At 39.7% G+C, this 14,772-nt stretch carries 9 protein-coding genes and 1 riboswitch; of the genes, 3 read left to right on the plus strand and 6 right to left on the minus strand.

Annotated features, from left to right (window positions below; all coding sequences use genetic code 11):
• Positions 1-117: 117 nt before the first annotated feature.
• From HXT57_RS03810 to uvrA, 3 genes are all read right to left on the minus strand, one after another.
• Complete coding sequence (locus tag HXT57_RS03810; protein ID WP_064622111.1) at positions 118-1,248, minus strand: GuaB3 family IMP dehydrogenase-related protein; 1,131 nt, start codon at positions 1,246-1,248, stop codon at positions 118-120.
• Between the two features lie 38 nt (positions 1,249-1,286).
• On the minus strand, positions 1,287-3,626 hold the full coding sequence (gene uvrC, locus HXT57_RS03815) for an excinuclease ABC subunit UvrC (RefSeq protein ID WP_415697894.1): 2,340 nt from the start codon (positions 3,624-3,626) through the stop codon (positions 1,287-1,289).
• 101 nt (positions 3,627-3,727) lie between these two features.
• On the minus strand, positions 3,728-6,619 hold the full coding sequence (gene uvrA, locus HXT57_RS03820) for an excinuclease ABC subunit UvrA (RefSeq protein ID WP_421783748.1): 2,892 nt from the start codon (positions 6,617-6,619) through the stop codon (positions 3,728-3,730).
• Between the two features lie 282 nt (positions 6,620-6,901).
• Here uvrA and HXT57_RS03825 point away from each other — a divergent pair, with 282 nt between their 5' ends.
• Both HXT57_RS03825 and HXT57_RS03830 read left to right on the plus strand, forming a co-directional pair.
• Positions 6,902-8,503, plus strand: coding sequence for an ABC-F family ATP-binding cassette domain-containing protein (locus tag HXT57_RS03825; RefSeq protein ID WP_012914200.1), 1,602 nt, complete (start codon positions 6,902-6,904; stop codon positions 8,501-8,503).
• Between the two features lie 51 nt (positions 8,504-8,554).
• Positions 8,555-10,771 (plus strand): beta-carotene 15,15'-monooxygenase, encoded by a 2,217-nt coding sequence (locus HXT57_RS03830; RefSeq protein WP_410310381.1) that lies wholly within the window; start codon positions 8,555-8,557, stop codon positions 10,769-10,771.
• Positions 10,772-10,790: 19 nt separating this feature from the next.
• Here HXT57_RS03830 and HXT57_RS03835 read toward each other — a convergent pair whose 3' ends face one another.
• The 3 genes from HXT57_RS03835 to HXT57_RS03845 all read right to left on the minus strand — a co-directional run bounded on the left by HXT57_RS03835 (position 10,791) and on the right by HXT57_RS03845 (position 13,973).
• Positions 10,791-11,978, minus strand: coding sequence for a pyridoxal phosphate-dependent aminotransferase (locus tag HXT57_RS03835; RefSeq protein ID WP_415697893.1), 1,188 nt, complete (start codon positions 11,976-11,978; stop codon positions 10,791-10,793).
• Between the two features lie 93 nt (positions 11,979-12,071).
• Complete coding sequence (gene ppgK, locus HXT57_RS03840) at positions 12,072-12,845, minus strand: polyphosphate--glucose phosphotransferase (RefSeq protein ID WP_004108876.1); 774 nt, start codon at positions 12,843-12,845, stop codon at positions 12,072-12,074.
• A 93-nt stretch (positions 12,846-12,938) separates the two neighbouring features.
• The gene (locus tag HXT57_RS03845; protein WP_064621409.1) at positions 12,939-13,973 is read right to left on the minus strand and encodes a glycosyltransferase family 2 protein; all 1,035 of its coding nucleotides are present in this window, start codon (positions 13,971-13,973) and stop codon (positions 12,939-12,941) included.
• 72 nt (positions 13,974-14,045) lie between these two features.
• Positions 14,046-14,192: riboswitch (FMN riboswitch) on the plus strand.
• 6 nt (positions 14,193-14,198) lie between these two features.
• Here HXT57_RS03845 and HXT57_RS03850 point away from each other — a divergent pair.
• On the plus strand, positions 14,199-14,768 hold the full coding sequence (locus HXT57_RS03850; RefSeq protein WP_004108872.1) for an ECF transporter S component: 570 nt from the start codon (positions 14,199-14,201) through the stop codon (positions 14,766-14,768).
• Positions 14,769-14,772: the final 4 nt, after the last annotated feature.

A 14,772-nucleotide genomic window follows, 5' to 3' on the forward strand; every position in this document is an offset into this window, starting at 1 on the left:
TTTATACATGAATCAATAGAATGTTCATATAGATATATGCATTTTGAAAACAAAAATAGCGGTTCAGAACAAATTACTGAACCGCTATATTTTATGCAATAAGCATCATACTTAACACTAACGAATATCTTGATGGAATGGATTAAATACTACACTACAACGCTGGAAGCTCTTAACATCAACATAACCTGTAGAAGCCATTGTTCTGCGCAATGCACCAACAAAGTTTGTAGTACCATCTGCTTCATGACTTGGGCCAAAAAGAATATTTTCTAACGGAGCTACAGTGCCAACATTTGAGCGCATCCCACGAGGAAGTGATGAATGACGAGCCTCAGCGCCCCAATGAGTGCCATGACCAGGAGCCTCAGTTGCGCGAGCTAATGGAGTACCAAGCATAACTGCGTCAGCTCCAACTGCAAGAGCCTTAATGAAGCTGCCGGAATTACCCATTCCGCCATCAGCAATAATTTGCACGTAACGGCCGCCGGATTCATCCATATAATCCCTACGAGCTTCAGCAACATCCGCAATAGCAGTAGCCATAGGTGCTTGCACCCCTAAAGTATTCATGGTTGCGGATACTGCTCCGCCGCCAAATCCAACTAAAATACCTGCAGCTCCAGTTCTCATCAAATGAAGAGCAGAAGTATAATCTGCGCAACCTCCAACAATAACAGGAACATCGAGATCGTAAATAAACTTCTTTAAATCAAGAGGTTCATGATCTTTAGAAACATGTTCCGCAGATACTGCTGTTCCGCGAATCACGAATAAATCAACACCAGCTTCTAGAACAGTGTTATATAATTCTTGCGTGCGTTGTGGAGAAAGAGCTCCTGCTACTGTCACTCCAGCATCTCTGATTGTATGCAAACGCTTTGCAATCAATTCTGGTTTGATCGGCTCAGTATAAATCTCCTGAATGCGGCGGGTTGCAATGTTTGACGGCAACTCAGCTATTTCTTTTAACAAAGGTTCTGGATTCTCATATCGAGTCCATAAACCTTCTAGATCAAGAACTCCAAGACCACCCATTTGACCAATTGCAATCGCAGTATCCGGGCTAGTAACCGAATCCATCGGAGCAGCAATAATTGGGATATCAAACGTATAAGCATCTACTTGCCATGCAGTAGATACAGCTTGAGGATCACGCGAGCGACGCGAAGGAACAATAGCAATATCGTCAAGCGAATATGCAACTCGGGCTTTTTTGCCCAAACCAATTTCAATTTCCTGAGACATACTTCTTAGGCTAGTGCCCTATGCTGACGAGTTGCGACTCATAGTAATTCATCATTATTTTTACGCAAAGCACTGTATATAGCTTTTGCTTTATTCTCACCAATTCCAGGCACTTTTTGCAAATCTTCTAATGAAGCATTTTTCAAAGATTTTATTGAACCAAAAAATGCAAGCAAACGTTTACGATACACTGATCCAATTCCAGGAATAGCATCAAAAGTAGAATGCAATGAACCTTTTCTTCGCAATTTACGATGATACGAAATAGCAAAACGATGAGACTCATCTCTAGCGCGCTGCAATAAATACAATCCTTCTGAGCTTCTCTTAAAAATGATTGGATAATCTTCGTCAGGAAGCCACACTTCTTCAAGCTTCTTAGCTAAACCACAAACAGTAATATCACTTACGCCAGCATCTTCCATAGCTCTTTTAGCAGCTTTTGCTTGTTCTTTTCCTCCATCGACAATAATTAATTGAGGCTTATAAGCAAAATGCCGCGCACTAGTCAACGAATTACCTGAAAAATGCTTATTAGAAATACTGTTGGAATCACAAATATTAATGTCAGATGAGTCAGATGTATCTGATGCATCTAATGTATCAAGCTTATCTTCTGCATAAACATCTTTATGCTTAAACCTTCGCAATAATGTTTCATAAACAGCACTTAAATCATCTGTTTTACCATCACCGTGTTCACCTCGAACCGCAAAATGACGATACTCACTAGGACGAGCAACACCATCTTCAAAAACAACCATAGAAGCAACTTGATAACTGCCATCAACTGTATTTGAGATATCATAACATTCAATTCGCAAAGGAGATTTACTCATTCCAAGCGCTTTTGCTATTTCATTCATAGCTTCTGTTCTCATATCTATGCTGTTAATACGGCTAGATTTTATGCGTTTCAATTCCTGACTAGCATTATCGTTTGCACGATCCATAAGAGCACGTTTTTCTCCGCGCTCTGCAACTCTAATACTTACTTGAGAACCACGAATATTGCTAAGCCACAATTCAAGCTCTTGCTTACGTTCTTCAGAAATTTTAATTGGAACTATAATCTCACGAGGAACAGGCGAAATAGGAGCAAGTAAATCCTCACGACCTGTTCTCTCTTGACGTTCACGACGAATTTTAGTAGCTTGTGCTCGCAATATTACATCAGTTGCAGTAGCTTGTTGCGTAGAGCTAACAGCGTCGCGAACTTTCTTAATGCTAATAGTATCTTCATGGTTTTGTGTGTAATTTTGCTCATATTCTGCGTATACGCGAGTTAATAAATCAGCTATAAGATCACTGTCACTGATATGCTCATTTCGTTCTACTGACCAATTTTTCTCTCCACGAATCATTCCAGCTCTGACAAAAAATACATGAATTGACGCTTCAAGCTCATCTCCGCAGAATCCAAAAACATCTGCTTCTACATCATTGTCAAACACAACTGCATTTTGTTGCAAAATAGTGTTCAAAACAGCAATCTCGTCACGCAATTTAGCTGCACGCTCAAATTCTAGCTCTTCACTTGCTTCTTTCATCTCGTTCTTAATTTGTGAAATATAAGACTCTCCAACACTGCCTGTAAGTATGCCAACTACATGTTCTACCATCTTGCGATGTTCGCTAGGATCTATGTTTCCTATACAAGGAGCTGAACATTTACCAATCGAAGCAAATAAGCAAGGCCTACCAGTCCTATGAGCTTTGTTAAAAACAGAGGATGAGCATGTGCGAATAGGAAAAGTTTTAAGTAAAGAATCTAAACTATGACGAAGAGGCCACACTTTTGCATACGGACCAAAATATCTAGCATGCCGCGCACTACGATTTCTAGTAATCCATACTCTTGGAAAAGTTTCTTCTAGCGAAACTGCAACATAAGGATATGTTTTATCGTCACGAAAAACTACATTAAACCTAGGATTAAAAGCTTTAATCCAAGTATATTCAAGTGTAAGAGCCTCAAATTCAGTGCTTACAACAGTCCATTCCAAACTGCGAGCTGTAAGAACCATAGATTGAGTTCTAGGATGAAGTTGGTAAAGAGGTTGAAAATAATTCGCTAAACGATTGCGTAAATTTTTTGCTTTTCCAACGTAAATAACTCGCCCCTCGCCATCACGCCACTTGTATACTCCAGGTTGCGCTGGAATATCACGAGAAGCTGGACGGAATAAATCACGAGTATCACCAAGCAATGGAGCTCCTAATGCATTTACTCTTTCATTATCAAATGATGAATCTTTCGAAAACTGTTCATCTATCATTTCTTGCGTTTTACGCCATTTTTCACTATCTCTCATCCTATTTCCTTCTTGCAAATCATATGCTTTATGAGAATTTTTATTAAGATCATTATCTTTCATTTTCACCTCCTTTCCTAAACAAGATTTATGCAACTATTCATAAGATTTGTCGAATAAATTTCTAAGTTCGCAAATTACAAATCGGTAACTTTTTTGAACGCTTAATGTAACATTTGCTTAAGGAATTTACCTGTCCAACTCTCGCCATTACGCGCTACGCTCTCAGGACTACCTTCCGCAACTAAGGTTCCGCCTTTATCTCCTCCTTCTGGACCTAAATCAATAATCCAATCTGCAGATTTGACAACATCAAGATTATGTTCAATTACAATAACACTGTTGCCTTTATCTACAAGAGATTGCAAAACCGCTAGAAGTTTCCTAACATCTTCAAAATGTAGTCCAGTAGTAGGTTCATCAAGAATATAAATTGTTTTACCAGTAGATCTTCTCTGTAGCTCTGTAGCAAGCTTTACTCGTTGAGACTCACCGCCAGAAAGTGTTGTTGCGCTTTGACCAAGACGAATATAGCCCAAGCCAACTTTTACTAAAGTATCTAAATACCGAGAAATAGAAGGATATGCTTTGAAAAATATTGCAGCTTCACAAATAGGCATATTAAGAACATCTGCAACAGACTTTCCGTTATATGTAACTTCCAAAGTTTCACGGTTATAACGTTTACCATGACAAACTTCGCACTCTACGTATACGTCAGGCAAAAAGTTCATTTCTATTTTTAAAGTACCGTCGCCATGGCATGCTTCACATCTGCCTCCTTTAACATTAAACGAGAAGCGACCAGGACCATAGCCACGAACTTTTGCTTCTGGAGTCTGAGCAAACAATGAACGTATTTTATCCCAAACACCAGTGTAAGTTGCTGGATTAGAACGAGGAGTTCTTCCTATAGGATTCTGATTGACATGCACTACTTTGTCACAAAGCTCAATACCATCAATACATTTGTGTTTTCCTGGCACAATTCGAGCACCATTTAGTTTGTCTGCAAGAACTGGATACAAAATTGAGTTTATAAGTGTTGATTTACCAGATCCAGATACACCCGTTATGCATGTGAATACTCCCAAAGGTATGCTTATATCAATATTTTTTAAATTATGCTCATGGGCATTAATTATATGAAGCATACGATTTTCGTCTACACTACGACGTTGTTTTGGCACATCTATTGAGCGTCTGTGAGCAATATAATCTCCAGTAATTGAACGCTGAGCTTTAATAATTCCATCAGACGGACCTGAATATACTACTTCTCCTCCATGCTCACCAGCTTCTGGACCAATATCAACAAGCCAATCAGACTGACGAATAGTATCTTCATCATGCTCAACAACAATAAGCGTATTACCAAGATTTCGCAGATGATGCAATGTTGCAATCAAACGCTCATTATCTCTTTGATGCAATCCAATAGACGGCTCATCAAGCACGTACATAACACCAACTAAACCTGATCCAATTTGAGTAGCTAAACGAATACGTTGAGCCTCTCCACCAGACAAAGTTTTTGCAGCTCTTGAAAGAGTAAGATAGCCTAAACCCACATCGTTCAAAAAACCAAGTCGAGCACGAATCTCTTTTAATATTTCTGTTGCAATTACTGCTTGAGAACCATCCAAATGCAAAGCATTTACCCATGCTAGACTTCGCTCTACTGGCATATCGCAAACTTCAGCTATGGAAGTATTAGATACTGTAACCGCAAGAACTTCTGGGCGTAAACGCTTTCCATTACATTTTTGGCATGGAACTTCACGCATATACGACTCATAATATTGACGCATTTGATCAGAATCAGTTTCGTCATGTTTGCGCATAAGCGTACGAACTACACCTTCAAAGCCAGTAGAATATTCACGCTGACGCCCCCACCTATTTGTGTAGGAAACTTGAACCGTGAAATCATGACCATACATGATGTCATGTTTAACGTCTTCCGCTAGATCCTTCCACGGAGTATTCATATCAAAATGCAAATCTTTAGCAAGTCCTGAAAGTATGTGCTGATAATACATTCCAGCTGACTTATTCATTGTCCACGGCTCAATAGCTCCTTGCGCAAGAGATTTGTCTGGATCCGGGATAACAAGTTCAGGATCAATTTCGAGATTGTATCCAATGCCAGAACATTCAGAGCAAGCACCATAAGGAGCATTGAATGAAAATGTTCTAGGCTCGATCTCATCAAGCTCTAATTGATGATTATTTGGACATGCACGATGTTCCGAAAATGATTTACGACGCGTTTGCGAGTCTTCTGGTTCGTCAACAAAATCAGCAATTACTACTCCTTTAGATAGTTTTAATGCTGTTTCAATTGAATCAGTTAATCGAACACGAATGCCATCTTTAATAACTAAACGGTCTACTACTACTTCAATCGTATGTTTCTTCTGTTTAGTAAGAGTAATATCTTCAGAAAGCTCATGCATTTGCCCGTCAATAATCGCACGAGCATAACCATCTGAGCGTAAAAGCTCAAGCGTGTCTTTAAATTCTCCTTTACGACCACGAACTACTGGAGCAAAAATTTGTAACCTCGTACGTTCTGGCATAGCAAGCAACGAATCTGTCATTTGCTGAGGAGTTTGAGAGCTTACTATTTGACCACATTCAGGACAGTGAGGCACACCAATCCTAGCAAACAATAATCGCAAATAATCATATATTTCTGTAATGGTTCCAACAGTAGAACGAGGATTGCGATTCGTAGTTTTTTGATCAATAGAAACAGCAGGACTTAGACCCTCAATAAAATCAACATCAGGCTTATCCATACGTCCTAAAAATTGGCGAGCATAAGCACTAAGCGACTCAACATAGCGTCGCTGACCTTCTGCAAAAAGCGTATCAAACGCAAGCGAGGACTTACCAGATCCAGAAAGACCAGTAAAAACAACCATACGATTCCTAGGAATCGACAAACTTACATTTTTTAGATTGTGCTCTCTAGCACCCTGGATAGTTATTTTCCATTCAGAAGGAATACTAGATAAATCAGCTATAAAAGTACCGTTGTTAGCGCACATAGGAACATTATCAAGCAATTCTTGCAACGAGTCGTTTTGTTCATTCGCCTGTTCTGACACAATTACCTCCACACTTCCCCATAATCACTTGAATATTCCCAACCAATACCAAATTTTATCACTAACAAGAAATTATAGAACAAGTGTTCGAAAAAGTAAAGTATTTGACTATCAACCACTTGCTGTATTCGTTACCAGTAAGCAGTATAATAGTGAGTTTGCTTATGACTTTTATAAGTAATAAATAATAGCAGCTTAATTTTGGGGAACGGAACAGACATTATGCCTATTGACGCACAAGCTTTAACCATTCAGATTGGTGCGCGAACGCTGTTAAATCCTACCGATTTTCACGTCACAAAGGGAGATAAGATCGGTTTAGTCGGCAGAAACGGCGCAGGCAAAACTACGCTTACTCGCGTTATTACAGGAGACATGCTGCCAGCAGGAGGCTCGGTTAGAGTTAGTGGAGGTTTAGGCTACTTACCTCAAGACACACACGCAGCAGACCCAGAACAAAGCGTTATAGATCGCATTATGAGCGCTCGAGATATTGCTTCTATCGTTTCGCGTATTCGCAAAGCGGAAAAAGAAATGACAGATCCAGATCCAGACATAATGACTAAAGCTATGAACCGCTACGACAAAGCAATGCAAGATTTTGAAAAAGCAGGCGGTTATTCAGTGCAATCTGAAGCAATATCGATGGCAACAAGCTTGGGACTTCCACAAGAAGTTATGCAACAAGCTTTAGGCACACTTTCAGGTGGTCAACGTCGCCGCATAGAACTTGCTAGAATTCTGTTTTCTGACGCAGACACATTAATTCTCGATGAGCCTACAAACCACTTAGACGCAGACTCAATAATATGGCTTCGCAATTATCTTAAACGATTTGAAGGTGGTTTCCTAGTAATTTCTCACTCCACAGAATTACTAGACGAAGTAGTAAACAAAGTATGGCATTTAGATGCTCAACTTGCAAAAATAGACATGTACTCAATGGGCTGGAAAGCATACTTACATCAGCGCGTAGTGGACGAAGAAAGACGTCGTCGCGAACGAGAAGTTGCAGAAAAGAAAGCTGAACGCCTGATGAAACAAGGCATTCGCTTGCACGCAAAAGCTACAAAAGCAGTTGCTGCTCAAAACATGATGCGAAGAGCTGAACGCTTATTAAGCGAAACAAGTGAAGCTCAAAAACAAGAAAAAGTTGCAGATATTCGTTTTCCAGAACCAGCTGCATGCGGAAAAACTCCAATTATGGCAAAAGATATTTCTAAAGCGTATGGTTCTAATATTGTTTTCGCTGGAATTAATCTTGCTATAGACAAAGGTTCACGTGTCGTCATTCTAGGCTATAACGGTGCTGGAAAAACAACAACATTACGAATTTTGGCAGGAGAAGAAACAGCAGATACTGGTGAAGTTCAATACGGACACGGATGCAAAATCGGTTATTTTGCACAGGAACACGATACATTAGACTTGGATTCTACAGTTTTGGAAAATCTTCAGCATGTTGCACCAAACCTGGATGACACACAAGCACGTTCTATGCTTGGCAGCTTCCTGTTTTCTGGCGACGACGCAATGAAGCCTGCCAGAGTGCTTTCAGGTGGCGAAAAAACACGTCTGGCACTTGCAACACTAGTAACTTCCAAAGCCAATGTGCTACTGCTGGACGAACCTACTAACAACTTGGACCCAGCATCTCGAGATGAAATACTTAAAGCTATTGCAAAGTATGAGGGAGCAATCGTTCTTGTTACACACGATGAAGGTGCAGTTCAAGCCTTACAACCTGAGCGAGTGCTACTCATGCCTGATGGCGACGAAGATTTGTGGAATGACGAATATCTCGATTTAGTTGCCGAAGAGTAAAATATTGAATTGAACTGAATTACTTGAATTGTACAATAGAATGGTTAAGCAGTGATTTCAACATACGCGTCTAAGACTTTGCCAAATACGACGAATAGTGCCAACAGCCGTATAAGCAATCAAATTGACAATCATTGCATAAAACGTGCGCTACATTTTTTGCGAATACCATTCATCGTAATAATTCTTATAACCTTATTTGAATGTTCTATTGGAAATCTGCCATTTTGGAGCAGTGTTACAGGAAGCACAGATAGCATTTCTGCGCACAACGATATAGGTTCTGGAATTAGACGCTTAGCTTCCGGCGGCATTCTTATAACGGATCCTTCAGAAGCATATTTAGAAGTAACATCCGACGGAAGTTCGCCTTATATTCGCTTAGAACCTGCGATTATTAAAAAGAAGGACAAAAATAATAATCTTATTTCAAACATCAATGTTTTAGTTGAAGCAAACAAATACTTAAGCGAACCTCAAAGCACAAACACTGCTTCTTTAGACCCATCTTTGCTTAAACTTCCAAAACAAGCAGTAGGAAAATCCTGCATTGTTAGAGTGTGGCTGCAACATCCAATAGGATCAATATTAAATATTGAAGACTCAAGAGCAAACGTTCGAGTGCCTTTTAGGTGGTCATGGGGTCGCGTATTAATACTTGCTATTTTTGCATTTCTTGTTACGCTTTGGAATCCTTGGTCCAAGCTTTGGAAAATTAAACTCAACACTCATAGTCTTATTCAACGTTGCTGCTTTGCTGCTTCTCTTCTTCCATTTATTGCTGTTGGTTTAATAACTATTTTTTGGAATTTACGAAACGCAACTCCTATGCATTTTTACACAAACGGTAATTATGCATATGATTTTGATCAATATGCCCACACTGCAGACGCATTGTTAAAAGGTCAAGTGCATTTAAATCTTCCTGTTCCTAATGAGTTAGAACACTTGCAAAATCCTTACGATCCTACGGCTAGAAATAATTTGTTAAACCACTCAGTACAGCATATGTATTGGGATTACGCATACTACAAAGGTCACTGGTACTCCTACTTTGGAGTTCTTCCAGCAATATTGCTATTTTTGCCTTATCGCATTATTTCAAGACTATGGACTCCTGAAGGCTCTATGCTTCCAACAACAGTAGCTACGATAATATTCTTAATTGGTTTTCTTATCGCAGGCTCCCTATTGGTTATTCGAATTATTGAGCAGACTTCAAAAAAAGTATCTTTAGGAACGACATCTATTGTTCTTGCTTTATTCTTCATTACTTCAAATACAGTGTATTTGTGGTTTAGAACGTCATTTTATTCCGTACCTATGGCAGCGTCACTTTTCTTCACATCTCTTGGATTGTGGTGCTACCTAGGTTTTAACAGAACACACTCTTTGCTAAATATTGTTTTAGGTTCTTTCTTTATTGCATTAAATTTAGGATGCAGACCTACTTTTTCTATAGCTGTTCTTTTTGCACTTCCTGCAATTTATTCACACATAGAAAAAGATTTACCGAATATTTTGCGCAACTGGAAACAAGTTTCTTCATGGTATAAGCCTTTTAAATATTTTGCAGCTTGGATACTACCATGCGTAATTACTGCAATTCCATTTGGTATTTATAACCTTTTGCGCTTTGGCTCACCGTTAAATTTTGGCAATGAGTATCAAATAACTATTACTGACATGACGACTATGCGCTTGCCGTCACAAAATATTTTGCCGTCTATTTTTAGCTATATTGCGCTACCTTTGCGTTTTATTCCAACTTTTCCTTGGATTGGTATTCAGCCTATCGCATTTGACCGTTGGCAATATGCAGAGCCTATGATTGGCGGAATGCTTACACTTTCACCATTAGCATTGGTTGGCATAATATGCGTATTTATTATGAAAAAACACTGCCGTACGCATATTGCTTGGCGCACAAGCGTAATAGCTATAATAGTTGGGCTTGTTCTTATTGTTTTTGACAGTTTAAAAGCTGGTATCGGATGGAGATATATTGCTGATTTTGCATGGGCTTTTGCCATAGCTGCCGCAATTGGAATTAGCTTGCTTTTAGAGTATGCGTCCACCTTGCAATCAGAAAATTCTTTACATAAAAAAACTATTGCTTACACAATACGCTTACTTGTAGCAGTATTGCTATTTGCATCTATTGCTATCGCTGTACTCAGTTGGTTTGTTACAGGACGTGAAGACAGCACGCTTCGTTTTAATCCAAACTTATGGTTCGCGTTTAGAAGTTGGATGACACTGTTTTAAATAATTATTTATATAATTACTATTCTTCTAACAATGCATCTACAGTTCGAAGAAGCGCATGTAATCCGCTAATAAACTGTTGCGGCTCTGGCAATAATGACAATGCTAAATACCCATTAACTGGCATATCGAAATAATATCCAGGTTGAGAAACTAGATTATAATCTTTCATCAATCTCAAAGCTAATACATCATCGTCAATGCAAGATGGTACACGCAATAAAATATTCCATCCGCCTTCTGCACGCAACGCGCTAACACAGCATTTAGGCGTGGATACCAACGTTTCTCGAAGCGTATGCAGATTATTAATAACACGATTCCGTACAATAGCGCTTTGAGAAGATGCATATTGCAATAATTCTGGTATTCGCTCAGAAACAGTATTACCAATAGGCAAAAAATCATCCGCTATAACGTCAAGCCTTTTTTGTGCTTCATAAACATCATCTTTAGGACCTGAAACTTCAATCCAACCAACTTTTGCGTGAGGAGCAGCAAGCATTTTGGAGAATCCATCAAGCGCAAAAACTAAAGTAGAAGATTCTCCAGCAAAACGAGCATTGCCAGCAAAAGATTCAAGCGAATATTCATAAAATACTTCGTCTGCAATAATCGCAACACCATTATCACGACATAATTGCAATAGTATTTCACGTTCTTCAGGCTTAACATATGAGCCTGTAGGATTACTTGGATTAATAAGCACAAGAGCTTTAATACGCAAAGACGCATCTTCTAAAAGTTCTCTAACACGCGCAATATCAATAGTCCAAGAACCATCATAGTGCAAAGGATACGGTATTGCATTCACGCATTGCAAGCGTGCAATAGACTCTATAAGAGGATATCCAGGAGTTGGTCCCATAACAGCATCCCCTGCATCGCATAAAAGCATCATAAGCCATGCGTAAGCTTGAGAAGTTGAAGAAAGCACATAAAGCTGATCTGGATTAAGCTTTGGTGGAACAGACTTTTCAGTGCGGTTATCTCGCTTATTGATGAAGTTTGAAAGAATATCGCGAATTTCCTTAGGACCTCTAGGGTCTGCTGTGTAACGTCCGCTTAAACATTGAGGAGCTAAGCCGTGAGACGTTGGATTGGAATCGTTTAATTTAGTAAGCTTTACACCATTAAAAATAGCTTTTCGCTGAGCTAAAATAATAGGATTTGGCTCACTCACATCTACTCTAGAAGAAAATCGCACGAAACTACCCTAACACTTGGCATAACAAAAGCTGGGCTGCAGCATAAACTGCTCACCCAGCTCAATAGATAACAAATAATATTTAGTTATTTTTTAGTTTTGCTGCATTTTTTGCATTGCATAGTAAGCTGCACCAATAATTCCAGCCTCATTATGCAATGTTGCAACAACAATAGGAGTTTTAATATCGATATGCGGCAAGAACTTTTCGCTTACGCGGCTAACACCACCACCGACAACAAACAAATCTGGGTTGAAATACTTTTCCATCAAGCCGTAGTACTTAGTCAAACGCTTAGCCCACTTCTTATAGCCCATATCCAACTTTTCACGAACAGAAGAAGCAGCGTACTTTTCAGCATCGCCTTTACCTTTTTCAAGCTGAATATGACCAAGCTCAGTGTTTGGAATAAGCACACCGTTGTAAATCAAAGCCGTGCCAATACCAGTGCCCAGAGTAGTAGCAATAACCAAGCCATCCTTGTCTTTTGCTGCACCAAAACGCTGCTCAGCTAAACCAGCAGCATCGGCATCGTTAACTACTGTTACAGGACGACCACAAGCCTCGCTAAAGACTTCAGTAACATCAACACCAATCCAAGACTGGTCAAGATTTGCCATAAAATCAAGCTTCTTACCAGGCTTAATTGGAGCAGGGAACGCAATTCCAACAGGAACATCTGCAGGTACTTCAAAATGTTCAAGCTGCTGACGAACAATATCTGCAACTGCTTGAGGCGTAGAAACCGCAGGAGTGAGAATTTTGTATCGAGGTTCTGCGAACTCTCCCTTTTCCAAATTTACTGGAGCAGCCTTAATACCGGATCCACCAATATCGACGCCAAATGCTTGTGCAGTGTCAATCATTTCACTAACACTCCCCTCTGAATGTGTGCTGTATGGACAATTACCAGTATTCTATCGTATATCTGATACGACACGCTTACTGTTTACTAACTTCTACTTCAACGAAGGCATAGGTTTCCAGTCTTGATCGTGCAAAATTTTTCGAGAATCAATCCAACCGGTAAACAATTTACCAATACCCGAAATAATATGCTCACGATCGACAGCAATCAAACGAATAATCTCTTTAGCAGCTGTTAAAGCAGTTCCAAGCGCAAACATAAACGGACGAAAATCGCCATGAACCATAAAGTAGCGAGCCATAAAGCCTCTATTTCGCATAATATGATAACGATTCATGTCCGATGTTGAATTTAGCTGACGCACTCCTGCAATATCCCAATTAGGAATATCACGAGTGCGACGAAGAATAATATCCGGAACAACAATAGGGTTCGTAACCTTACTCGCAAGATACCCGTAAGTAGTATCATCCCAGTAAATAAAGTAGCGCGAATCCGGGAAGCCGATTTTTTCAACTATATCTCGACGAATCAAGCCGCCCTCAAAACACATCGTATTCATAACTTTGTATCCAGCTCTGCCGAAAGCAGCAGGAGCAATAGGATTTGGAATACCAAGCGGAACCAAAAAATCATACTGCCAGTAGAAATTACCGCCGTCGTAATCTAAACGACTTCCTTGAACAACAGCGTGACGCTTAGTCCAAGGAGCAAGACGCTCAATAGATTCAGGCACTGTTTCAACATCGTCATCCATAACCCAGAACCACTTAGCTCCAAGTTCATAAGCTTTTTTAACACCAGCACTAAAACCGCCAGCACCACCAAGATTTTCATCTTGCGGAGCATACACAACATGAAGTTCATTGCCTTCACAATCTTTTTGAGCTTTACCCCAACGATTAGTTAAAGAAGCTTCAAGACGAGCAACCATTTCGCCGGTTGTGTCACTGCACTCATTGTCAACAACGACAATACGCCAAGGGCATTCTTTTAAACATTCAAACGAATGGAATAAATTCTCCAAAAGCTCTTGACGCTTATAAGTGACAACAACAATAGCTAATTTATCAATGCTAGTTGCGTTATTAGTACTAATTTTTTTTGATGCACTCGTATTGCTCATACTTGTATTCTCGCACCTACCCTCGCCACACAATTATCACAACAATGTTCTTAGCATGAGATACAAAAGAATAGTTAGTTTCAGGGAAGGTGAAAATCCTTACTGGCGGTAACAAAATACGTGTTTCATGCGTTTTTGAAGCCCGCGAGCGGCTTACGAGCTGCTGATTCGGTTAAATTCCGAAGCCAACGGTTACAGTCCGGATGAAAGAAACGGAGAGCCATCATGGGCATTTCTAATACAAATAATCACCAAACTTATGCAAAGAATTCTAACTGGTCTAGTGAAAAAATAGCAAAATACGCTCTATTCGTGGCACTTTCAATGGCTGTAAGTTTCATAGAATTTCCACTTATTCCAGACCTCAGCTATCTTAAATACGATCCTTCTGGAATCGTGTGTCTCGTAGCAGGATTCGCGTATGGTCCTGCAGCTGCAGCAATCGTAAGCATACTCGGCTTTGCACCACACTTATTTACCAATCCACTCGGCACAGTTATGGCAGTGCTAGTATCTTTAGGAGCTAGCGTTACAGCAGCAATCGTATACAAAAAAATGCATACCAAAAAAGGCGCAATCATTGCACTTTTGGCAGGCTCGATTGTTGCTATTGCTCTTGCAATAGGTGGAAATCTTGTTATTACTCCTCTTTACGCTCACATAACTGTTTCGCAGGTTGCGGCTCTTATTCTTCCAGCATTACTGCCATTTAATATTATTAAACTTGCTTTGCACGTAGTAGTAACTATGCTTATTTACAAACCAATTTCTAACCTGCTACACGAAAATAAATAATTAT

The organism is Gardnerella sp. KA00771, from assembly GCF_049244045.1.
Classification (GTDB): Bacteria; Actinomycetota; Actinomycetes; order Actinomycetales; family Bifidobacteriaceae; genus Bifidobacterium; species Bifidobacterium swidsinskii.